The sequence below is a fragment of the Bulleidia sp. zg-1013 genome (assembly GCF_019798045.1).
Lineage (GTDB): Bacteria > Bacillota_I > Bacilli_A > Erysipelotrichales > Erysipelotrichaceae > Bulleidia.
On record NZ_JAGXEX010000001.1, the window covers coordinates 139,080 to 163,130 of the forward strand.

The window sequence follows — 24,051 nt, forward strand, 5'->3', positions numbered from 1 at the left end:
ATCTCCGTGCTATTCACTATATTCCATAATGTAGGTTCCAACAATGACGGAATCACCCTGTTTCGCACCAGCTTCTTTTAAAGCTTTATCCACACCCATTTTTTGCAAAGTAAGCGCAAATTGATAAACCTCTTCCGGCTTTTCAAAGTCAACACTATCCAATAAATGATCGACTTTCGCTGAATCCAAACGGAATTTACCATTGCCCATATTCACAATCGTAAAATCAGGTTTCTTAGGTTCAAAGCGATAAACCACTTCACCCTCAGCCGTTGGTGTTTCTTTCACATCCTCTAACTTACTTTCTTCAATCAAGTGCATCACTTCATATAAAACCGCTTCTAAACCCATATGGGTAATGGTGGATACTTCATACACTTTTAAATCTGGATAAGCTTTTTTAAATTCTTCTAAATGAAGACCAGCGTATTCATCATCCATCTTATTCGCAATCACAAGCTGTGGACGTTTCTTCAATCCCTCATCGTATTGGAATAATTCTTCGTTAATAATACGATAATCATCAATTGGATTACGTAATTCACCTGACATATCCACCACATGAATTAACACTCGACAGCGTTGAATATGGCGTAGGAATTCATGACCTAAACCTTTCCCGTCTTTTGCGCCTTCAATTAAGCCCGGCATATCCGCCAGAACAAAGCCGCGACCATCCGGCAAGGAGACAACACCAATATTTGGTTCAATGGTTGTAAATGGATAGTCGGCAATATCTGGTTGCGCATTGGTGACGACACTTAAGAAAGTACTCTTACCAACCGATGGATAACCAATTAAACCAGCGTCTGCCAATAAACGAAGCTCGGCCACAATTGTAAGGCTTTCACCAATTTCACCGGGTTGTGCAAATTCCGGAGCATCATTACGCGAAGTCGCAAAGTGCCTATTACCAAGACCGCCACGACCACCTTTTGCGATTAAAACTTTTTCCCCCGGTTCGGTTAAATCAGCCAACAAATCATGACTGGTCGCATTCCGAATCATCGTTCCTAAAGGAACTGATACAATCACATCATCGGCACTTTTACCATGCATCTTTTTCGTTAAACCAGGCATACCATTGCCTGCCTTAATAGACTTGGTGAAGCGAAGCTTCGTTAAGGTGGTTTCATTGGTGTCAACTTGGAAATAAATATCGCCCCCTTTACCACCATCACCACCAAATGGACCACCATTTGGATAATACTTTTCATGTCGCCAAGCAACCGCACCTTTACCACCATCACCGGCTTTCAAAGCTATTTTTACAACATCAATCATGCCAGCCTCCTTTCTTTAAAAAAGCCCCTGTTTTCAGGAGCCATAGTTTCATCAAGCAACTTGTGGATACACAGATACTTGCTTTTTATCACGACCTAGACGTTCGTATTTAACAATACCGGAGCAAGTGGCGAATAAAGTATCATCCCCACCACGCATAACATTCTTGCCCGGGTAAATTTTTGTACCACGTTGACGATAAATAATCGAACCGGCTGTAGCGAATTGTCCATCAGCCTTCTTAGCACCTAAACGACGACCGGCTGAGTCACGACCATTCTTTGTGGAAGATACCCCTTTCTTACTAGCAAAGAACTGAATATCTAATGTAAACTTAAGTTTCATTTGACTTTCTCCTTCTTAATTTGAATAAATCCTTGATTTTGATTACGAACTGTCTCACATTGAATATAAGCTGTTCGTAATATTGTATCTGTCACCATATCAGCATCTAAAATCTCAATATCAATTGCATTGTTACTAAGCGATAGCTTTTGTTGAGGTTTCATTTCTTCTAAAGCGTTTAATATTCCAAAAGCGATGCTGCTAATGGCGGCACAGACAAGATCCTTTCCCGGTTCATTACTATAAGCATGACCGGAGAAGTGTAAGCCGATGATATGACCATCAACTTCTTGAATCCGAATCTGAATCATTAGGCTTCAATGGATTCAACTAATAACTTTGTATAAGGTTGACGGTGACCTTGTTTACGACGAGTTGAGCCTTTCTTAGCCTTGTACTTGAAGATAATGACCTTCTTTTCTTTTCCTTGCTTTTCAATTGTGCAAGAAACCTTAGCCCCATTCACATAAGGAGAACCAATCTTTGTATCAGCATCAGAAACTAAAACAACCTTGTCTAAGACAACCTTGTCCCCGGCTTCACCAGCTAACTTTTCAACAAAGATAGATTGACCAACTTCAGCCTTGATTTGCTTTCCGCCTGTTTCGATAATTGCGTACAATTTACATACCTCCATTTCTTATCTTAAGACGCGCCATTAAGGGAGCTTACGCATTTGTTATAACCCTTTTCTGTGCGGTTACCGACTACTGTAGAGGCGATAACGTAAACATAATACAGAAAATAGTGCTTCTAGTCAACCGATTCCCACTAGTCAAAAGCCCCCTTTAAGTAAAAAGAACACACTTTCATGCGTTCTTTCGACATTATTTCAAGCTTAATAAATAATGATAAGCACTGGTTGCCGCATTCGCTCCATCACTGGCGGCTGTCGTTAATTGACGAAGACTTTTCACACGACAATCCCCTGCCGCAAAGATACCGGCATGGTTGGTATTACCAAACTCATCGGCTTGAATATAACCGGCCTCATCTAAGTCCACCACATTCTTAAACACTTCATTCAAAGGAATTTGACCGATCGCAATAAATAAAGCCGACACATCCAATTGACGAATACGACCTTCCTTATCCGTTACTTCAATGGATTGTAAATAATCTTCACCGTTTAGCTTTGTAACAGTAGAATTATAGACAAATTCAACATTCTTCTTTTCCATGATACGCTTGATTTCCGCCTGTTCAGCACGGAATTCATTACGACGATGGATTAAATAGACCTTCTCACACAAATCCGCTAAGTATTGAGCGTCTTCCAAAGCCACATTACCACCACCATTGACAGCTACGACTTTATTACGGAAGAAAGCTCCATCGCAAGTGGCACAATAGCTAATTCCTTTTCCGGTTAGTTTATCTTCATTCTTAATACCAATATGACGACGCACCAAGCCCGTTGCTAAAATAAGCGCTTTTGTTTTGTACTCATTCTTCGCTGTTTTTACAACCTTAATTTCACCTTCATCAATGACTTCCAATACTTTCTCATATTGTACCTTAGCGCCTAAATCCAAAGCCTGTTGATAAAGACCTGTCGCAAAATCAAAGCCGCTGATATGAGCAATCCCTGGATAATTTTCAATATCAGGCGTGTTCACGATTTGACCGCCATAGGTATTTCCTTCTAACACTAGGGCATTTAAACCGGCTCTTTGAGCGTAAATAGCGGCCGATAGACCAGCTGTCCCAGCTCCTACTATAATCATATCCTTCATACTTACTTCCTCTTTCCTTTCAAAATGTACCATTGTTCTTAGTATTCAACCAGTCAGATGCTCAAAAAAAAGCCTAAGATTACAATAATCTTAGAACTTTCTTATACGTTCTTTTTCTTGTGCTTGGTTCACAATTGCTTAACGTACTTAATCCAGCATAGATTTTAAGCTTTAAGTTTGTGGAATAAAAATCACACTTTTCCACTTTAATGGTTGTCTTATTGATTTCTTCTAAGAGTTTCTCTTCACTAAAGTCCTTACAGCCTTCTAAGTTAATACGAAATTCTTCTTTGATATCTTGCGTTTTACGACTCATAAGAAATCCTCCTTTTCTTCATCAGGATACACAATAGAACTAGAAGTCTTTTGCATAGCTTCTTCTAACAATTCTTGCCATGGAAATTTGTTTTCAAAGAATACTGACTTCTTAATCGTTGGTTTCGTTACTGGATTTTTGGGATTGAAAATTGTACAACAATCTTCATAAGGTAAAATAGATGTTTCATAAGTACCTAATTCACGTGCCAGCTTAATAATTTCCACTTTATCCATCGATACCAATGGTCTTAAAACCGGCATATGCACCACATCATTGATTGTTGCCATAGATTCTAAAGTTTGACTAGCCACTTGACCCAAACTTTCCCCTGTTCCAATCGCCAAACAATTATTTTCCTTTGCTAATCTTTCAGCCATGCGAAACATCATTCGACGCATCAATGTAATTGCATAGGGATCCTTAGCAGTTTTATAAATATCCAATTGTAAGTCCGTAAAAGGAACCACATGAACCTTCATTCCTCCTTGGTATTCTGAAACCATGGAAGCTAACTTTAATACTTTATTCTTAGCTGCTTCAGAGGTATATGGTGGCGAAGCAAAATGAATCGCTTCAATCTTTAAACCACGTTTGATTAATTGATAAGCCGCCACTGGCGAATCAATTCCTCCTGATAACATCATCATCACCTTACCATTGATACCGGCAGGATAGCCGCCAATACCGGCAATCTTATCATAGGTAATATATGTTTTTCCTTCATGAATTTCAACTTGAATGGCTAATTCAGGATGATGCACATCCACCTTTAAATCCGTTTCTTCTAAAATTTTAGCCGCCACTTTACGATTGATGGTATCGGAATGCTCAGGAAAATTCTTATCATGACGTTTGGTCATCATCTTAAAGCTTTTTTTATCACTTTCTTTAGCAAGTCTTAAACAAGTCGATGTAATATCTTCCATCGTTGAAGGAATTGCTTCAGTAAAAGAAAAGGATGAAATCCCAAATACCTTTTTTAATTGTGCCTTTACATATTCATGGTCAGCCCCATTTAAAGTGATATAAATGCGATCATAAGTCTTACGATAGTCTAATTGCGGAACTTTACGAAGCACATAAAGAATATTTTGGTACAAACGATTAATAAAATCCTTACGATTTTTTCCTTTGGTTGTTAATTCACCAAAACGAATTAAGACGGTATCATAATGAACCATATTGTTGAATAACCTCCTTATAGACCTTTAAAAATGTGTCTACCTCTTCTAGTGTATTATCACTATGAAAGGAAACACGAATAGAAGATAAAGCTATTTCCCTTCCCAAGCCCATAGCCATTAAAACATCGGATGGCTCTGTTGACTTAGAATCACAAGTACTCTTAGCGGAAACCATAAAACCTTTTTGGTTTAGAGCATTTTGCATCACTTCACTTGGTATTTTAGGATAAGAAAAATTCACAATATTCGCAATGGAATTAACTGGACTATTAATATAAACACCCGTCAATGCTTCTAACCCATGCACCATTCTTTCTTTTAAAGCTTGGATATGACCAAGGTTTTTCTTTTGGTCTTCTAAGTACAAACGGAGTGTTTTAGCGAGAACTAAATCGGCTAAAGCATTTGCTGTTCCCCCTCTTAAACCAAATTCCTGCTCACCGCCATTAATCAATGGTACAAAAGGAACATGTCTCTTTTTCACTAAAAGACCCGAGCCTTTTAAGCCATTCATCTTATGGGCTGACATTGAAGCTAAATCAATATATTTCATATTCAAATCAATCTTACCAATCGCTTGTGTTAAGTCCACATGAAAATAGGCATGGGAATGTTTCTTAACGAACTCACCCACTTCTTGAATGGGTTGAATAGAACCTACTTCATTGTTTACTGCCATGACAGAAACAATCGCTGTATCTTCTCTTAATGCTTTCTTCACATCTTCCAGTAAAATCACCGATTCTTTATTGACCGGTAAATAGGTCACTTCATAGCCGAAAACATCAGCCATTTGTTTCACAGCATTACGAATAGAAGAGTGCTCAATAGAAGTGGTTAAAATGTGTTTCTTTTCCTTTCCGGCAAAACACACTCCCTTAATGGCGGCACTATTGGCTTCGGAAGCACCAGAGGTAAAGATAATCTCTTGCGTTTCCACTTGCAATAAAGAAGCGATGACCGCTCTTGCTTTTTCAAGCTTCAAGTGCATCGCTACTCCCTCATCGTAAAGAGCTTCACTATTCACATAGTTTTTTTCTAATAAACTTATATAGGTTTTTAGCACTTCCGTATTTAAATTAGTGGTGCTGGCACTATCAAAATCCACCCTACGCATCTAAAGCACGACTCTTCTTCATCATTGATTCATAGCTACCCGGCACAATCTTTTCCATGGTTGAAATTGCTTTATGCAAAGCGGCTGTATATTCTCCATTACGATAATCCAACTCTTCACAGCTTAAGTCAGAATCAATATCCGCATAAGTGGAGCGGTAACGGTTTCCATAAACAATAGTATCTTCAACCATTTGTGCCGTTCCTAAGACATTACTTAATTCTCTAAATAATTTGTAAACAAAAGGAACAGCTTCTTGAAGGGTTGAATTGATTAAATCCAACTTCAATGGTTTTTCTGCTAATAAATCATTCATGCGATGGAAGTAATCGTAAGCAAGATTCACATCTTCTTCATACTTTTCAGAAATTACAGGCAACTTCGCTTTTCTTAGCTTGAGTTGCACGATGGACATCGTGACTTGTAACTTCATAAGTTGCTCTCTAGCACGAGCTTCATCACCGGTTGCGGCTTCTAAATCTTCCTTCATCACTTTAAAAGACATATAAGATTCATTTAAATCATCCATTAATTTACGCAAACTATTCAAAACATCCGTCGCTGGTGTTTGTTGGTTTTTAACGGTATCAATTACGGATGGCATGGTTTCAACAAGCTTCGTAAACTTCTCATTTTCAGTATCTAACTTAGACTTCATTTCTTCCATTCCAAAGCGATCTGATACTTTTTCATATTGATCGAATACAAAGGCTGAAGTCTTTTCCACTTCATCACGCAAAGACAAAGAATCCTTCGTCAATAAATTCACTTCTTCAAAGGCTTTCCCTTCTTTTTTAACCGCTGTATCCATTTGTTTAATACGCGTCATCATGTCATCCAAATGTTCACGAACCCCATCCACTGAACCACTCTTCAATAAACGCAAGTTTTCTTTTAAAGATTCCGTCATCGCTTTTAAATTCGTTTCAATTTCTAAATGTTTTAAGTACACCCCGCGATTGCGTTGATGAAGGTAATCTTTTTGTAGTGTTTCAGCCAACTTAGGAATGGTGCCTTGTCCATCATGCACTAAGCTTGGCATTTGTTCTAAGCTACGGTCTAAATCTTGCATACTGATTTTAATACGAAATAACTCTTTGTTCGCTTTATCGAAATCCGCATTAAACATCCATTCTTCAAATGTACTGAACATTTTTTCTGTATCGGATAATTTCTGTTCAACCATTGGCCAGGCAAATGACAAGCGATTAGCGATTTCCATAGCCTGAGCTTTCATGGCTCTAAAGCGATTTTTAAGTGCCGTAACTTCTTGACGTTGAGCCGTTTCTTTGGCTAAGAAACCATCTAAGCTATGTTCCACTTCTTTGATGTCTACTTCTAGTGTTTGTAGTTCATCACGCAAAGTCGCAATGGATTTCTTCATACCATTTAGATGATTGGTTTGGATATTTTCATCCATGATTTTCAAATTTTCTTCAAAATTATTAATAGCACTTGTTACTTTATTGAAGCGTTCACCAGCTTCTTCCACTTGTGGTTTAATTTCTTCATTCGCATTTGCGACATTGATGACTTTATTCATCTTCAAAGAGATTGGTATCATACGAACGGATTCAAAGCGTACTTTTAGTTCATTTAATTCTCTTTGAAAATGACGACCACGAATTGCCGCCCAGATTAACCACACAAAAGCAAGTACCACTACAACGGCGACGGCTATAATAAATCGGATATCCGAAATAAAACTTGTAATTTGATTCATAAAGGACCACCCTCCTAATGCCATTTTATTTTAGCATAATTTCTTTAATTGACGAGATAGACTTTGAATGCTATTATTCCTAGGTAAAACTTTGCAGCAGATAGAGTTTTTTAGTGTGCGTTTGAAGTTATTATTCCCTTAGTAACCGGCTGCTTGTGTGAAAAGGCTTATTCAAACACCCCTAGGATTGATCTATCCCTATGGCGAGTTTTCAGCCAAACAATAGGAGGAAAAATAGTATGGCACGTTACACAGGTCCTGTATGGAAGAAAGCTAGACGTTTAAGCTTTTCAATTTTAGAAACAGGGGAAGAATTAAAGAAGAGAACGTATGCTCCGGGACAACATGGTCCTACAAAGCGTATCAAATTATCTGGTTATGGAACACAGTTACGTGAGAAACAAAGAATTAGAAATATGTACGGTTTAAACGAACGTCAATTCCATAACTTATTTGTAAAAGCATCTAAGATGGATGGCATGGCTGGTGTAAACTTCTTAGTATTACTTGAAAGCCGTTTAGACAACGTTGTTTATCGTATGGGCTTTGCTCGCACGCGTAAAGCAGCTCGTCAATTAGTCAACCATGGTCATATCTTAGTAGATGGCAAAAAGTTAAATATCCCTTCTGCTTTAGTCAAACCTGGTCAAGAGATTTCCTTGAAGGAAAAGAGCTTAAACTTAGTTGTTATTAAAGAAGCTCTTGAATCTCAAATCAACCCACCGGCTTTCGTGGAAGTAGATAAAGACAATAAAAAAGGTAAGTTCGTTCGTCTTCCGGATCGCAATGAATTAAGCCAAGAAATCAACGAAGCATTAGTTGTCGAATACTACAACCGTTAATCAACATCTTAAGAAGTCACTTTGGTGACTTCTTTTTAGGTGTATAAGCACTTAAAAATACCACATAAACAAGCTTCAAAACTTCCAATAAAAATAATCGGTATGCAAACTAACCTGAATAAAAAGACAGGAAAGTAACGCTTAATCTTTAGCGTTTAATTTAACCCGTCTTTTCATAATCTTAAGAATTCTTAAGATGAATTTCTATTCCAACATCATCTTTAAAATTTCTAAATCGGTTTGCTTCATACCAACTTTACCTAGATGACCAATGGCTTGAATGGTTTGTTCCACATTCTCTTTCATAAGACCTTCGCCAACTTTAAAATTTTTTTGACGTAGAGCCATTTGAAAACCTGTATAACCAGCATCAACAGCAGACGCAATCTTAGCTGCACAAGATGGCTTCGCTCCATCACATACCATTCCCGAAACAATCATCAAAGAATTTGATATTGTATCCGAAACCAATTGTTCATCTTGGCTCTCTAAGAAAGCCAAGGCGGCTCCTGCCGCCACCCCCGCCGAAGTAACACCACAAAAAGCAGATAAACGACCAATATAGCGCTTGATATGAAGAGCAACCAAATTAGATATCAATAAAGAACGAACCAATAATTCATGCGATTTATTCTTTTCTTCGGCATAAATAATCACTGGTAAAGAGCAAGTGATACCTTGATTCCCCGAACCGGCGTTAATCACCACCGGTAAAGGGCAACCGCTCATACGAGCATCTGAACCGGCTGCCGCATAGGCTTTTACTTTTGCTCGAAGACCTTCTCCCTCATTTAAAAGTAATTTACCTACCTCAACGCCCCAATTTCCTTTTAAGCCTTCTTTTGAGATTTCTTGATTTAAAGCAATCTGTTTATCAATCATCTCTTGGACTTCTTCAAAGGGAACTGTTTTTGCGTATTGAACAATCGAATGAATAGATAATTCTTCCAAACATTGATCCTGTTTGTCTTCCACTAATTTTCCTTGATAAAGAAATTGACCATTTTTCATAATACGGAAGAAATTGCTGTGTTTATTTTGAATTTCAACCAAACAATCATTCCCTTGATGATCCTTAAGCCATATTTCAATGTCTAAATTTTCAGCACCTTCTTTCAGTTCTACTTTGATTTTCTTAGCCTTTAAAATTTCTTTCGCTTTTTCAATGTCCTTATCGTTTACTTTCGATAAAACCTCTAAGTTCTTACTAGCATCACCGGCAATCAAGCCAATTGCTGTCGCAGCTTCCACTCCTTTTAAACCATCGGTATTTGGAACGGTTACCCCTTTTACATTTTTTATAATATTTCCCGAACAGCGAATGATTGTTTCCGATGGATAACAACCTAAGACCTTTCGTGCTTTAGCACTAGCTAAGGCTATTGCGATTGGTTCCGTACAACCTAAAGCACAAACCAATTCCTTTTTTAATAATTGCGTAAATGGATTCATACATCACCTATCATTTCTTTTCAGATTAACTATAGCAAACATCCCGCAGCTCTTCTAAACAAAATCATAATTTAATGTTGTATGAATTAACATTTTAAAAAGAGGATTTCTCCTCTTTTTACATATGCCTTTTAATAATCATACGGATAATATCAGCCGCCAACTGTGGATCATCGTTACAAACCACATACTTGTACATACCAATCAAATCCATTTCACGAGATGCTTTCGCTAAGCGTTCTTGAACAATTTCTTCAGGTTCTGTATTACGACCACGAATTCTCTTTTCAAGATCTTCCATGCTAGGCGGTACGATAAAAATCGTTAATGCATCTTCTACCTTCTTTTGAACCTGTTGACAACCTTGAACCTCGATTTCCAAGATGACATTTTTCCCTTCATTTCGTAACTTTTCAACTTGTGCCAATGAAGTACCATAATAATTACCAACAAATTCAGCTGACTCTAGTAATTCGCCCGCTTTTTGTGCCCTTTCAAAATCAGCCCGTGATACAAAGTGATAATTCACTCCATCCACTTCGCCGGGTCTTTGTTTCCGCGTTGTCAAAGAAACCGAATAGGATAAGTTCAACTCGGCATCATGAATAAACTCTTTAAGAACAGTTCCCTTACCAACACCGGAAGGACCAGATAAAACAATCAATAAACCCTTGGCCATAAATACATCTCCCTTTTTAATAACTGTATTACAAAATAAGGTGTTCTGCAATCCGTTTTATTAGAATTTATCGCTATTTTTATTCCGAACGAAGCGCCGTTACCGGATCTGACTTAGCAGCTTTTCTAGCTGGGAATAAACCACTTAAAATCGTCAAGAAAACCGATAAAGCAATTAAGATAACCATGGCTTTAACCGGTAAAGAAGCATTAATATTCGTTCCGCCAGACAAATAATGAATGAGTTGATTAATTGGAATTTGAAGCAATAAAGCTACGCCTACCCCAATCAAGCCGGCCAATAAACCGGTAATAAAAGTTTCCGCATTAAATACTTGTGAAATATTATGCTTTGAAGAACCGATTGCTCTTAAAATACCAATTTCCTTCTTTCGTTCAAGAACAGAAATAAAAGTGATTACCCCAATCATAATCGAAGACACGATTAAAGATATTGCCACAAACGCAATCAACACATAAGAAATCACATCCACAATGTTTGTAACGGAACTCATTAAAGTACCCACCAAATCGGTATACGTAATGACTTTACTTTCTTGTTTATTTGCCCTTTGATCAAAATTATAGCGATTGATGATAGACTTAATCTCATTCTTAGCGTTAAAATCCTTTGGATAAAGAACGATTTCATTGGGATCATTTTCATCCGCATAACCAAGTTTCCTTAAGTTATCTTCATAGCTTGAATTTTTTTGATTCAACATCGTCGCAAACATACTCTTTAATTGCTCAGGATTACTATTGATTTGAAACGCTTGGGAAAAAGCCTTTGGATTAAAACGGAAAGCTGACTTCATTTGACTAGTCAATTGGCGCATCACCTTAGCCATAATTTGACCAGTATTTTTACTCATTTCCTGACCAACAGCTTGACCAATTTGACTTTGTAAGTCTTGAAGATTAACTTGCTTAGAAAGCTCAATCATTAATTTAGCTTGTCCTTTTGAACCACTTAGATACTTTTCTAAATTCTTTGTGATTAAAGCAATATCTTTCTTATGATTTATTTGAATATAGGATTGATAATTTGTTCCAAGGGCTTTTAATAAATCTTGGATTTGAGCATCGGATAATTGGAAAGAAGCCATCGCTTCTTTTAAGCTTTGATTGATGCGATCTTGACCATGATTTTGAACATACTTCATAAACCCTTGCATCATTTCCGCCTGATTGGCTGGAAGATGATTGTGCAAGGAAGTGATATATTCTTGCAACAATGTGTTATACAAACCAGTCATTTTTGTTTGAACCGCTTTTAAAGCCGAACTATCTTGATATTGTTTCTGAAGATACTTTTGAATGGTCTGTCTTGCTTCTAAGGAAGTTAAATAAGCTTGTAAATCCGTTAAGGCTGTCTGACTATCCGGATATTGCTTGAAATAATCTTCCATAATATTTTTTGATAAAGAAACTAAATCCACCTTCGATGTATCCAAGTGAATTTTGGAAAGAATAGCTTGTACATCCATTTTTGAAACATTCATATCCGACAAATTCAAGCCATCTAGCTTCATTGCACTTGGATTAACTTGAAAAGCCGATTGTAGCTTTTCCGGGTTTAGCTTAAATAAAGACTTCATATCAAACGAAGGTTTATTCTCTTCACCAAAAGCCTTACCGGTAAAAATATTCGTTCTCTTATCCGCCAACTGCGCTTGAACCACCTTCGATTGCTTAGCTTCTTGTATTAATTCACTCACTAAACTAGCCGGATAATTTAAGCCTTGTGATAAAACTGTGGTATCTTCATTTTTCTTGGGTTGAACAACCCCAACCACCTTTAAATCCTTTGCTTGACTTAAAAGCTTTTTTAAATAACCCTTATCATCCGAATGATCCGACCAAGACTTTAAAGTTTCATCGAAAGTATACACAGAACTTGGTGCCACTACTTTTAGCTTCTTATGCAAAACCTTCTCATAAGAATAGAAAAAGTTTCCTTCATTTATTTTTACTTCTTCACCTCGAGTAAACTTTTTAAACATCTCATTCAGTTCTGCATAGTCTTTTAATCCTAAAGAATAACTCGTTAAATCCGTCATTGTACCATTTGCGCTTAAAACAAGCACTAATTCATGTGAATTCGTCGGCCATTTACCAGCCTTTAATTCGTAAGCATCCTTGTACAATTTTTCATTTTCTGGTAGTGAGTGAAAGGAATTATTAGACATAGAGGATGGCACAAAGGTAGACGCATACGGATTTTGATTTGAAAAACCGGAGGGATTCACTCGCTGACCATTTTCTTGATAGATATAAGGTGTCACATTAAAGTGGTATTCAATCGCATTTGTATAATCAGATAAATGATTTGGATTGGTTTCTAAATATGATTTAAAAGATTTCAAATCATTTGCGGCAACCTTCGCGAACATATTCGAAATTGTTTTGCTTTCTTTCACCCCTTCTTGTTTCGTGGCAGGACTTTTAGAAGAGTTTGATTCGCTTATAAAAGAAGATAAATTAATTCCCTGTTTTGTGATTTCAAGTGGGTATTGAGATAAGGTTTTTTCTTCGGTATCTTTGATGTATTGGTTGACGCCATTCGAAATAGCCATAATTAAAGCAATGCCAATAATACCAATCGAACCCGCAAAAGCAACTAAAATCGTTCTTGCTTTTTTGGTTAGTAAATTATGAAAACTAAGGGATAAAGCGGTCAAAAAGGACATCGAGGCTTTTCCTAAGTTTTTATGCACAGTTGGCTGATCCGATGCACTTGGCGTATAAGGATTGGTATCGGAAAGAATAATCCCATCCTTTAAATTCACAATACGAGTGGCGTATTTCTGCGCTAACTCTGGATTATGTGTCACCATAACAACCAAACGATCCTTTGCGACCTCTTTTAATAAGTCCATAACTTGAAAAGAAGTTTCAGAATCTAAGGCTCCAGTTGGTTCATCGGCTAATAAAATGGCTGGATCATTCACCAAAGCACGCGCTATCGCTACTCTTTGCATCTGCCCACCAGACATTTGGTTTGGTTTCTTATGCGCTTGGGCTTCTAAACCAACTTTCTTTAAAGCATCTAAAGCTCTTTGTTTACGTTCAGCTCCAGAAATGCCGGAAATAGTTAAGGCAATTTCAACATTGGCTAAAACTGATTGATGAGGAATTAAGTTATAAGCTTGAAAAACAAAGCCGATGGTATGGTTACGATAACTATCCCAATCTCGATCTTTGTATTTTTTAGTGGAAATGCCATTGATAATTAAATCTCCTGTATCATAACTATCCAAACCACCAACAATATTTAAAAGTGTGGTCTTACCTGAACCGGAAGGACCGAGGATTGCCACAAATTCATTATCTCTTAAATTTAAGGACACTTGATTCAACGCATTTTGAACCAAATCACCTGTCTTATATTGTTTGGATATATCTTTTATCTGTAACATAAAACACCCTCTTTTTTTAATGCTACAAGTGTAACATGATTTAAACGAAGTCAAAAGCTAGATACATCCTTCTCAACAAGAAATTCCCTTGTGTTAAAATAGTAATCAGTGAGGTTTTCTTATGGCAGTTGATGGCATCTTATTACACAAAATGATTCCCCTTTTAGAAGCGAATTTACCCCTTCGTATTCAAAAAATTTGGAATCTGTCTAATACCGAACTATTGTTTCAAGTACATGGAAAGAATGCTAAGAAACAATTGCTCATTAGCACTCATTCTTCATACAATCGCATTCAATTCACCAATAGGAAATTCTCTACTCCGGAAGAACCAATTTCTTTTGTGATGTTATTGCGAAAATACATAGAAGGTAGCACCATTGAAAGCATTGAACAAGTCGGATTAGACCGTTGGTTAATTATGAACATTCGGGCTAATAATCATTTAGGAGATATTGTTCATTACCAATTTGTGATTGAACTCATGGGCAAATACGCTAACTGTATCCTCGTTTCTCCAGAAGGAAAAATTCTAGATGCCTTAAAACGTATCCCGCCTTTCGCTAATCAAGTTCGAACAATTCAACCAGGTGCTTGGTTTATTCCTTGTGAAGCTCAGAAAAAAAAGAATCCTTTTCAAGATTTTCAATTTGATGCAGATAAGAATTTAACCACTCAATTTGCCGGTTTTTCCCCTCTTTTAAGCAAAGAAATCGAATACCGCCTGGACCATGGACAACATTTTTCTGCCATTATGCAAGAAATTGAAATGTCCAACTCTCTTTATTTTTCAAACGATCATAACCCCAACCATTTTCATACCATTGCTTTAAACCATCTTGGCACCAACAAAGAGCTTTCTTTGGAAGAAGGCTTGGATTATCTTTACAAAGACCTTGAAGAACAAGATCGCATCAAACAATTGGTTGGTGATGTCATGAAGTTTATTCAAAAAGAAAGAAAACATCAAGAAAGAAAATTACCTCGTTTACAAGAAGAATACCAAGAAGCCTTGGATTGTAATCGTTATCGCATCTATGGAGATTTACTCTACGCTCATCAAGAAGAGGTTGAAAAAGGGCTAAATTCCATTTCTTTACGAAGCTATGAAAACAATGAAATAATTACCATTCCTTTAGATCCCGAACTTGATTGTAAGAGTAATGCTCGTAAGATGTTCCGGCTTTATAACAAACGTAAAAAAGGTCAATCTTATCTTCAAGAACAAATTCAAAAAACCATCTTAGAACGTGATTATTTCTTATCCCTTGAAGAACAATTGTCTTATGCAAATGTGGAATCCGCTCGTCAAATTCAAGAACAACTCATTAAACAAGGCTATTTAAAACGTAAAAATAGGAAAAACCAAAAGAAAAAGAAAGACCGAAAGCTAGCCATTCATAGCCTTGTTTCAAAAACCGGACTAGGCATTCGATTTGGTAAGAATAGCTTTCAAAATGAAGAAGTTACTTGGCATAGTCCCAAATCATTCACTTGGCTTCATGCCCAAGATTACCATGGCGCTCATGTGGTGATTGAAAGTGAATCTCCGGATGAAGAAACACTTCGTTTGGCAGCGAATATTGCTGCGTATTTCTCTTCCGGTCGCTATTCCTCTTCTGTTCCTGTCAGTTATTGTTTGATTAAAGAACTTAAAAAAATACCTGGCGCCAAACCGGGTATGGTACAACTAGGCTCTTATAAAACCATTTATATTGATCCAAACGAAGAAGAACTTAACGCTTACAAGCTGCTAAATTAAGCAGCTTTTTTACTTCAAAGCTCTTTAGACGACGATATTCTCCTTGTCTTAAATTCCCCAAATCCAAGAAAGAATAAGCAATTCTTTTTAAGGTATGAATATCCAAGCCAAAGTAAGCCATCATTCTTCTAATTTCGCGATTACGACCTTCCTGAATCGTTAAATGAATGCGTGTCTTATTCGTTTTACGACTTCGGGAAAGAACTTCTACTTTAGCTGGTAAGGTAATACCATCTTCTAATGGAACACCGGCCTTTAATTTCGCTAACATACTATCCTCTAAATAACCATCTACGAAAACTTCATAGGTTTTCTCCATCTGATTTCTAGGATGCATCATTGCATTCGCAAATTCACCATCATTTGTTACTAATAATAAACCCGTTGTTTCATAATCCAAACGACCGACCGGAAAAATACGTTGTTTCACATTTGGAAAACAATCCATAATCGTCGCTCTTTTCAAATCATCATGAACCGTACTAATCATTTTCTTCGGTTTATTCAAAAGAAAATAAACCCTTTCTTCTTTTTGAATACTTTGTCCATTAACGATAATTTCATCCTCAGCAGAAACTTGAAGCCCCATTTCCCGAACAACTTTACCATTTACTTTCACTTTTCCTTGAGCAATTAATTCTTCCGCTTTTCTTCTTGATGCGATGCCGGCTTGAGCAATGACTTTCTGTAATCGTTGCATATTCCTCCTTTTAGTGATGATTTTGTGTATGACCCCAAAATCCACTTCCTGCTTTCTTAAAGTTATTTTCAATACAAACCATCGCTTCTTTTTTTCCTAATTCTTGTAAACAAGTTAAGCGTTGATGCCCATCTAAACAAAGATAACCCTCATCCACTTCCTTCACTCGAACCGGAATTGCCATTCCTCTTTGTTCAATCGACTTCTTCAATATTTCATTTGGTTTATCTTGAAATACAATCTCTTTTAATAAGACTTTCTTCGTTATCATACTATAAGTATAAAAGAAAAAATCCTCCTTGGAGGATTAAAGTAAAGTTTCGATAGCTTGGGATACTTTTTTCATACTCGTAGTTGGCTCAAAACGTTCTACCACACGACCATCTCGGTCTACTAAAAACTTCGTAAAATTCCATTTAATATCCGTTGTTTCTTTGTAGTCAGGATGAAGTTTCTTTAACATCGTTGCCATAGCTAAAGCCTTAGGACCTTTACCAAAACCGGCAAAGCCCTTTTGACTCTTTAAATAAGTAAATAAGGGTAACTCATCTTCACCATTCACATCGGACTTGTGAAATTGATCAAAGCTTGTGTTGTATTTTAGAGTACAGAATTCATGCACTTCATCATCATTGCCCGGTGTTTGACCTGCAAATTGATTGCAAGGCACATCAATAATTTCTAAACCTCTCTCATGAAAAGACGTATACATTTCCTGCAAATCCTTGTATTGAGGGGTAAAACCGCAACCGGTTGCTGTATTTACAATCAACAACACCTTGCCTTTATATTGTTCAAGAGAAACCTGTTCTCCTTGACGATTTTCTAATGTGTAATCATAAATGCTCATAGCAAATTCCTCCATCTATTTATATTGTATACAATATTATTTGATTATTCAAGCTTTTCTTTCTTCAATTCTTCCTGTAAAACCTGATATGCAGTAGAAGCTAGTGGTATTCCTACTAACATACCCATAATGCCGAATAAAGATCCCATAATAACCACGGTTGTAAATACCCAAATGGCCGGTAAACCAATCCTAGCTCCCACAACCTTTGGATAAATAAAGTTACTTTCAATCTGCTGTAGTATCAACAAGTAAATAATAAAGAAAAGCGCCAGAATTGGTTTGACAGTAAAAACCATAAATACCCCAATAGCACCACCAATATAAGCACCAATGATTGGAATAATATTGATAAAACCAACAAGAATACCAACCGACAAAGCGTATGGAAAACGGAATAAAAGCATACCTAAGGCACATAAAGTTGAAAGAATAAAGGCTTCCATCAACTGACCAACGATGAAATTACGGCAATTTCGGTGCAATATACCATACGCATACTTTAACTTTGAAATCCAATCCGGTTTTAAGAAATGGTGCACAATCTTGGCTATTTCACTCTTCAAATAATCCTTATTCACCAATAAATAAATCGAGAAAATCAAAGCAATCAAACCATCCGATAAAATCGTCACCAAGGAATTCACAACGCTTAAAGTGCCACTCGCTAAATTCAAAACATTGGTTTGCACAAACTTTACAATATTTTCTATATAGTTTTGCCAATTTACCTTTTGAATTTGTTCAACAACCAAAGGGGCGTATTTTTTTAACTGTTCATTTTCACCAAGGCTTTGAATCGCACTTGGTAAGTTCTTCACTAAAGCACCAATAGAGTTATATAATTCCGGAATCATCACAAATAAAAGAGCGACCATGACGAGTAGGATTAGCACATAAGCTAATCCTAAAGCCAATCCTTTTCCGATTTTCTTCTTTCTTAAAAAGCTATAAACAATATTCACCAAATACGCTAATACTGCCCCTATTAGTAAGGAGTGAAACGCTGATAGAAAATGCACAAGTGATTGAAAAATCCAATCCATCTTTAATAAGAGGATGGCTAATATAAAAATTAAGAGAATACTTTGGTTAACTGGATTGTTTTTTAATTTCATAATTTCTTCTTTCTTTTCTTAAAAAATAGACTGAATTTAAACGAAAGTCAAACCAATTCCCATTAAAAAATACCTTAATGTTTCCATTAAGGTATCTCCAAAACACTAAAGCTTTTCAACAATTTTCTCCGCTTCTTCAACGATGCTCTTAAACTTCTCTAAAGCCAAACGAATCGGTTCTCTTGTGTTTAAATCAACACCACCAATCTTGAGGGCTTCTAAAGGATACACCGAGGAGCCAACGCTTAAGAAATGACGATAATTATCCCTATCTTCTTGACTACCTAAACGAAGCTTTTCAGAAATCGCAATGGCTGAGCTATAGCCTGTCGCATATACATAGACATAGAAAGGACGATAGAAATGAGGAATACGTGACCATTCATACTTCACTTCTGGATCCATCACCAATTCATCACCGAAGTATTCCTTCACTAATCCTTCATATAAATCATTGAGGTATTCAGTCGTTAAAGCTTGACCTTGTTCACGGTGAGCATGCGCTTCTTTTTCAAATTCCGCAAACATTGTTTGACGATAAATCGTTCCCTTAAATCCTTCTAAGTATTGGTTTAATAAATGAAGACGCTTTTTTAAATCCGTTTCTTTGTCCAAAAGCTGTTCAATCAATAAGTTCTCATTTACCGTTGAAGCCACTTCCGCAATAAACAAGGAATAATTCGCATAAGGTTGTTCTTGCGTATGACTTGTGAAATACGTGTGCATAGAATGACCCATTTCATGTGCAATCGTACTAACCGAATCCAAAGTCTTCGAGAAGTTGGTTAGAATAAATGGATTGGAAGTTCTTGTTCCACTCGAGAAAGCCCCGGAATGTTTACCATCGTTTGGATATGCATCCATCCAGCGATCCTTAAAAGCTTGACGAACAATATCTTGATAATCCTTACCCAATGGCAAAACCGCTTCCACCACCATTTCTTTGGCTTGGTTTAAATCATATTGCATTTCCAACTCACTAAGCGGTGTGTATAAATCATAGTAATGCAATTCATCTAAGCCCAAAATTTTCTTACGTAAAGCCACATAGCGATACATCACCGGCATATATTCATGAATAGTCTCAATCAATTGGTCATACACCGTTTGAGGAATCGCATCATTGTATAAAGAAGCCTTTAAAGAGCTATCAAAATGACGTAATTTTGCGACCCCTGTTGCACTAGTCACACAAGTACTATATGTTTGCGCTAAGGTGTTATTAAATTGTTTGAACGACTTATAGAAAGAGCGGAAAGAATTCTCTCTTAACACACGGTCTGGGCTGGTTTGATAAAGAATATAATTAGATGCATTCAGTTCATGTAGATTTCCATCTTTATCTAAAATTGAATCAAACTTCATATCCGCATCCATCAATTTAGAACTGATTTGAGAAGAAGCACTTAATACCTCTTGTAAAGAAGCTAAAATACTTTCTTCCTTTTCACTTAACGTATGGGCTTTTTCACGAGCCATCTTCTCTAAAATAAAGTGGTATTTCTTTAAATCTTCATCCTTCATTAAGCTCTCCAATTCAGATTCACTTAACGATAACAATTCCGGTTGTACATAAGAAACCAAGCTAACCAGTTCCACATAAGCACCATAAGCACGTGCATACATATCGCTAGCTTTGGCTTGACGTGTATCTTCACTTTCTCTTAAAGAAGCGTAGGTAAAGACATTGTCCAACTTACCCTCTACTTCATAATATAAATCAAAATATTCTTTTAAAGAAGCCACTTCGTTTAAATGACCGGCGTATTTTCCTAAGCTCTTCATTTCTTTTTGGACTTCTTTTAAGGCAATTTCAAAGTCTTCATCACTGTTGAATAAAGTACTTAAATCCCATTTATCTTCTAAAGCTATCTCTTTTCGATCCATTGTTTTTTAAACATCCCTTCATTTTTAGATTATTCTACCATTTTTCCTTATTTTCATAAAGGGTAGTGCTATTATAAATGCTGGAGGATTTTTTATGTTTAAAAAGGCATTTGATTCAAAACAATACTTGCAGATACAAAAAGATAAGATTTTAGAACGCATTTCCACTTTTGATGGAAAATTGTACTTGGAGTTTGGAGGTAAAATGTTTGAAGATTTCCATGCTTCCAGGGTCTTACCTGGTTATGATCCCAATAATAAAATTCATTTATTAACTGAATTAAAAGACCAAGTGGAAATCATTATTGCCGTCAACGCAAACAATATTGCGAACAGTAAAGAAAGACAGGATTTGGGTATTCCTTATGATCAAGAGGTGTTTCGTTTGATCGATGCTTTCCGCTCCTTAGATTTATACCTAGGCTCTGTAGTCATCACTCGTTACCAAAATCAACCGGCAGCGGATGCCTTTCGTCATGCTTTGACTAGACATGGTATTCCTTCTTATTTACACCATCCCATCGATGGTTATCCAATGGAAGTCGAAAAGATTGTATCCAAAGAAGGTTTAGGTAAAAATGATTACATTCAAACCAGTCGTAATTTAATTGTCGTAACGGCTCCCGGTCCCGGTTCCGGCAAAATGGCAACCTGTATCTCACAGCTATACCACGATCACATGCATCATATTAAATCCGGTTATGCGAAATTTGAAACCTTCCCTGTTTGGAATTTACCTTTAGTTCACCCTGTCAATCGTGCTTATGAGGCTGCAACAGCTGACCTAGACGATGTTAATATGTTGGATCCCTATCACCTGGAAAGCTATGGTAAACAAGCTGTCAATTATAATCGTGATATTGAAATCTTTCCTGTTTTAAAACAATTATTTGTTAAAATACAAGGTTCTTGTCCCTATCAATCTCCTACGGATATGGGGGTCAATATGGTTGGTTTCTGTATTAGTGATGATGAGGCAGTAAAAGAAGCTTCAAAACAAGAAATCCTTCGTCGTTATTTCCAAATCTTAGTTGCGAAAGCACAAGGAAAAGTGTCCACCAATGCGGTTAATAAATTAGAATTACTTCTCAATCATATTGAAGCTCGTCCTGAGGATCGTATTGTTGTGGGGAAAGCTAGAGAAAAGGCAATTGAAACAGGTGCACCAGCCATGGCTTTGGAATTAAATGATGGGCGTATTGTCCTCGGGAAAACTTCTTCCTTATTTGGACCAAGTGCAGCCTTGATTATCAATGCTTTAAAATCTTTAGCGAAGATTGATGATGAAACACTTTTAATTCAACCTGAGTTTATTAAGCCAATTCAAAAATTAAAAACGGAGTATCTAGGTAACCATAATCCTCGTTTACACTCGGATGAATTATTGATGGCTCTCGTGATTATTTCCAAAGATAATAAAACCATCACCGAAGCTCTTGAACAATTAAGTCATCTAAAAGGATGCCAAGCGCATAGTACCGTTATCTTACCGGATGAAGATAATAATGTTTTTCGTAAATTAGGTGTTGATGTGACCTTTGATCCACAATACACACAAAAGAAGCTATATCACGGAAAAAAATAAAAGTGAGTTCAAGTTGAATTCACTTTTTAATTTTTGTTTCACATACAATTAGAACAATTAAATAAACGATACTCATAGAGACGGTTTAAATCCTTCCCTTTTTCCAAATACCACTGATATAAAAGAGAATAAAGAAAGAAGCAGTCAAACACCAAGAGATTGGATACACCAATAAAGTATCCAAAATTGAATGTCCCGGATAGAAAAGAATCCAAAGAATACGCACGCCAACAACACCAATCAACGATATAATCATTGGCACAAAAATCACATTCATCGCTCTTAAAGAAGCCGAATAGATTTCCAAGAAAGCCACCGCATTCCAGAATGGACCAACTAGCCACAATATCTGCATACCTACCTTTACCACCTCTGAATCTTGAGTAAATAAGCGATAAAATTGTTCACCAAATAAAATAGATACTATCGTAATATTAATCGAACCAAGTAGGAACATTCCTAAAGCAATACGAATTCCTTTTTTCACCCGTTCAAATTGTTTTGCGCCAAAGTTTTGACCAACAAAGGTCAAACAAGAAGCTCCCATGGCACCGGAAAAATTCCAAAAGAACATATCAATCTTACCAAAGGCTGTAAAAGAAGCGACAGAAACTGTCCCATAACTATTCACACTAGATTGAATGAATAAATTCGCAAAGGAATAAAGTGAGCCTTGAATAGCGGTTGGCAAACCAATACTAATAATGCGTTTAAACAGAACATAATCAAACTTCATCTGTTTTAAATCCAAGTAATACACCTCATCTTTATCGTGAAAGATGTACAGCGTTAAAGCACAGGTGACCGCTTGTGAAACAACCGTCGCTATCGCTGCTCCAGCTACACCAAGATGCACATAAATAACCAGAAAAATATCTAAAACAATATTTGTGATAGATGCCACCATCAAGAAATATAAAGGTCTTTTCGCATCACCAACCGCTCTTAAAATGCCTGCACCAGCGTTATAAATCATGGTGGGAATCAAGCCTAATAAATAAATACGTAGATAAATAAGAGCATCTTGCATCATTTCTTCTGGAACAGACAATAATTTCAGCATATCTTCTGAAAAAATGAGTCCTAATACCATGAGCACAATTCCTAACACAATATTCATAAGCATCGTCGTTGAAACTGTTAAATGCACCTTATCTTTCTCATTAGCACCAATAAATTGAGCGATAATGACTGTTGCTCCAGTACTTAAACCAACCACAAAACCAATGATTAAATTAATAATCATTGAAGTTGAGCCGCCAACGGCTCCTAAAGCAATCGTTCCAACAAAGTTACCCACTACCATTGCATCCACTGTGTTATACAGTTGTTGAAATAAATAACCTAGTAAAATTGGAAAGAAAAAAATTAAAATTTCTTTCCAAATGGAACCCTTTAACATGTTATGAGAACGCATTATTCGTCCTCTTTATGTAGCTTTCCTGCTAAGAAATGCTTACGGCATAAAGCAATATAATCATCATTTGCCCCTAATAGAACCTGTGAGCCTTCTCGCACAATACCATGTGCATTATAACGAGCATTGCAGGTTGCTTTATGACCACACCAACAAACCGTCTTGACCTCACTAATCGTATCCGCAAGCGCCATTAAACGAGCACTTCCTTCAAATAAATTCAATTGAAAATCCGTGCGCAAACCATAACACAACACCGGTACATTCAAATCATCCACCACATGTACTAAGAAATCAATTTCTTCCACACTCGCAAATTGAATTTCATCGACAATAATGGCATCATACTCCTTCAATTCTTCATTCATCTTACAAACTTCTGTCAGTAAAACACATTCTTTTTCTAAACCCATACGACTCTTAATCGTATGCTTACCATCACGAGTATCGATATTGGTTTTTGCTAACAATGCCTTTTGACCACGTTCACGATAATTGTATTCAGCCATTAACGCATTCGCTGTTTTCGAAGAACCCATCGCTCCATAATAAAAATATAACTTTGCCATAAAAACCTACTTTCTACTCATCAAAAGATAGCTTTATTGTACTGTTTTTAAAACGGGAAAA

General features: G+C 36.7%; 22 protein-coding genes. 3 read left to right on the forward strand and 19 right to left on the reverse strand.

Annotation, left to right across the window (positions count from 1 at the left end; genetic code table 11):
• Positions 1 to 9: 9 nt before the first annotated feature.
• The 9 genes from obgE to K7I92_RS00685 all read right to left on the reverse strand — a co-directional run bounded on the left by obgE (position 10) and on the right by K7I92_RS00685 (position 7,708).
• Positions 10 to 1,284 carry a GTPase ObgE gene (gene obgE / locus K7I92_RS00645; protein ID WP_203245590.1) on the reverse strand — a complete coding sequence of 425 codons (1,275 nt, stop codon included), beginning with the start codon at positions 1,282 to 1,284 and terminating at the stop codon, positions 10 to 12.
• A 51-nt stretch (positions 1,285 to 1,335) separates the two neighbouring features.
• Positions 1,336 to 1,629, reverse strand: a complete 294-nt coding sequence (gene rpmA / locus K7I92_RS00650) for a 50S ribosomal protein L27 (RefSeq protein ID WP_203245589.1) — start codon at positions 1,627 to 1,629, stop codon at positions 1,336 to 1,338.
• Positions 1,626 to 1,940, reverse strand: a complete 315-nt coding sequence (locus K7I92_RS00655) for a ribosomal-processing cysteine protease Prp (protein ID WP_203245588.1) — start codon at positions 1,938 to 1,940, stop codon at positions 1,626 to 1,628. The genes rpmA and K7I92_RS00655 overlap by 4 nt, the downstream gene beginning before the upstream one ends.
• Entirely contained in the window at positions 1,940 to 2,251 is a 312-nt protein-coding gene (gene rplU / locus K7I92_RS00660) for a 50S ribosomal protein L21 (protein ID WP_203245771.1), read from the reverse strand. The genes K7I92_RS00655 and rplU overlap by 1 nt, the downstream gene beginning before the upstream one ends.
• A gap of 205 nt (positions 2,252 to 2,456) precedes the next feature.
• Positions 2,457 to 3,365 (reverse strand): thioredoxin-disulfide reductase, encoded by a 909-nt coding sequence (gene trxB / locus K7I92_RS00665; protein ID WP_220281651.1) that lies wholly within the window; start codon positions 3,363 to 3,365, stop codon positions 2,457 to 2,459.
• A 79-nt stretch (positions 3,366 to 3,444) separates the two neighbouring features.
• On the reverse strand, positions 3,445 to 3,681 hold the full coding sequence (locus tag K7I92_RS00670) for a hypothetical protein (protein WP_203245586.1): 237 nt from the start codon (positions 3,679 to 3,681) through the stop codon (positions 3,445 to 3,447).
• Positions 3,678 to 4,865: a tRNA uracil 4-sulfurtransferase ThiI gene (thiI, locus tag K7I92_RS00675; protein WP_220281652.1), complete on the reverse strand. Its 1,188-nt coding sequence runs from the start codon at positions 4,863 to 4,865 to the stop codon at positions 3,678 to 3,680. Before thiI ends, K7I92_RS00670 begins: the two co-directional genes overlap by 4 nt.
• Positions 4,852 to 5,985, reverse strand: coding sequence for a cysteine desulfurase family protein (locus tag K7I92_RS00680; protein ID WP_203245584.1), 1,134 nt, complete (start codon positions 5,983 to 5,985; stop codon positions 4,852 to 4,854). Before K7I92_RS00680 ends, thiI begins: the two co-directional genes overlap by 14 nt.
• Positions 5,978 to 7,708, reverse strand: coding sequence for a septation ring formation regulator EzrA (locus K7I92_RS00685; RefSeq protein ID WP_220281653.1), 1,731 nt, complete (start codon positions 7,706 to 7,708; stop codon positions 5,978 to 5,980). Before K7I92_RS00685 ends, K7I92_RS00680 begins: the two co-directional genes overlap by 8 nt.
• Before the next feature lie 239 nt (positions 7,709 to 7,947).
• On the opposite strand from K7I92_RS00685, the gene rpsD reads away from it, so the two are divergent.
• Complete coding sequence (rpsD, locus tag K7I92_RS00690; protein ID WP_203245582.1) at positions 7,948 to 8,550, forward strand: 30S ribosomal protein S4; 603 nt, start codon at positions 7,948 to 7,950, stop codon at positions 8,548 to 8,550.
• 204 nt (positions 8,551 to 8,754) lie between these two features.
• On the opposite strand, the gene K7I92_RS00695 is transcribed toward rpsD, so the two are convergent.
• From K7I92_RS00695 to K7I92_RS00705, 3 genes are all read right to left on the reverse strand, one after another.
• Positions 8,755 to 10,002 (reverse strand): serine dehydratase subunit alpha family protein, encoded by a 1,248-nt coding sequence (locus K7I92_RS00695; RefSeq protein WP_220281654.1) that lies wholly within the window; start codon positions 10,000 to 10,002, stop codon positions 8,755 to 8,757.
• Between the two features lie 118 nt (positions 10,003 to 10,120).
• Positions 10,121 to 10,681, reverse strand: coding sequence for a guanylate kinase (gene gmk / locus K7I92_RS00700; protein WP_203245580.1), 561 nt, complete (start codon positions 10,679 to 10,681; stop codon positions 10,121 to 10,123).
• A 79-nt stretch (positions 10,682 to 10,760) separates the two neighbouring features.
• Entirely contained in the window at positions 10,761 to 14,102 is a 3,342-nt protein-coding gene (locus tag K7I92_RS00705) for an ATP-binding cassette domain-containing protein (RefSeq protein WP_220281655.1), read from the reverse strand.
• A gap of 121 nt (positions 14,103 to 14,223) precedes the next feature.
• On the opposite strand from K7I92_RS00705, the gene K7I92_RS00710 reads away from it, so the two are divergent.
• Positions 14,224 to 15,864, forward strand: coding sequence for an NFACT family protein (locus K7I92_RS00710; protein WP_220281656.1), 1,641 nt, complete (start codon positions 14,224 to 14,226; stop codon positions 15,862 to 15,864).
• On the opposite strand, the gene K7I92_RS00715 is transcribed toward K7I92_RS00710, so the two are convergent.
• The 5 genes from K7I92_RS00715 to pepF form a co-directional block, all read right to left on the reverse strand.
• Positions 15,839 to 16,564, reverse strand: a complete 726-nt coding sequence (locus K7I92_RS00715; RefSeq protein WP_220281657.1) for a pseudouridine synthase — start codon at positions 16,562 to 16,564, stop codon at positions 15,839 to 15,841. The genes K7I92_RS00710 and K7I92_RS00715 overlap by 26 nt on opposite strands.
• Before the next feature lie 10 nt (positions 16,565 to 16,574).
• On the reverse strand, positions 16,575 to 16,835 hold the full coding sequence (locus K7I92_RS00720) for a ParB/RepB/Spo0J family partition protein (protein ID WP_203245576.1): 261 nt from the start codon (positions 16,833 to 16,835) through the stop codon (positions 16,575 to 16,577).
• A 36-nt stretch (positions 16,836 to 16,871) separates the two neighbouring features.
• Positions 16,872 to 17,414 (reverse strand): glutathione peroxidase, encoded by a 543-nt coding sequence (locus K7I92_RS00725; RefSeq protein WP_203245575.1) that lies wholly within the window; start codon positions 17,412 to 17,414, stop codon positions 16,872 to 16,874.
• 44 nt (positions 17,415 to 17,458) lie between these two features.
• Positions 17,459 to 18,532: an AI-2E family transporter gene (locus K7I92_RS00730; protein WP_220281658.1), complete on the reverse strand. Its 1,074-nt coding sequence runs from the start codon at positions 18,530 to 18,532 to the stop codon at positions 17,459 to 17,461.
• Between the two features lie 105 nt (positions 18,533 to 18,637).
• Complete coding sequence (gene pepF, locus K7I92_RS00735; protein WP_220281659.1) at positions 18,638 to 20,419, reverse strand: oligoendopeptidase F; 1,782 nt, start codon at positions 20,417 to 20,419, stop codon at positions 18,638 to 18,640.
• Between the two features lie 94 nt (positions 20,420 to 20,513).
• On the opposite strand from pepF, the gene K7I92_RS00740 reads away from it, so the two are divergent.
• On the forward strand, positions 20,514 to 22,004 hold the full coding sequence (locus K7I92_RS00740) for a DUF1846 domain-containing protein (protein WP_220281660.1): 1,491 nt from the start codon (positions 20,514 to 20,516) through the stop codon (positions 22,002 to 22,004).
• A gap of 85 nt (positions 22,005 to 22,089) precedes the next feature.
• On the opposite strand, the gene K7I92_RS00745 is transcribed toward K7I92_RS00740, so the two are convergent.
• Positions 22,090 to 23,421: an MATE family efflux transporter gene (locus K7I92_RS00745; RefSeq protein ID WP_220281661.1), complete on the reverse strand. Its 1,332-nt coding sequence runs from the start codon at positions 23,419 to 23,421 to the stop codon at positions 22,090 to 22,092.
• Positions 23,421 to 23,990, reverse strand: a complete 570-nt coding sequence (locus tag K7I92_RS00750; protein ID WP_220281662.1) for a thymidine kinase — start codon at positions 23,988 to 23,990, stop codon at positions 23,421 to 23,423. Before K7I92_RS00750 ends, K7I92_RS00745 begins: the two co-directional genes overlap by 1 nt.
• Positions 23,991 to 24,051 lie beyond the last annotated feature (61 nt).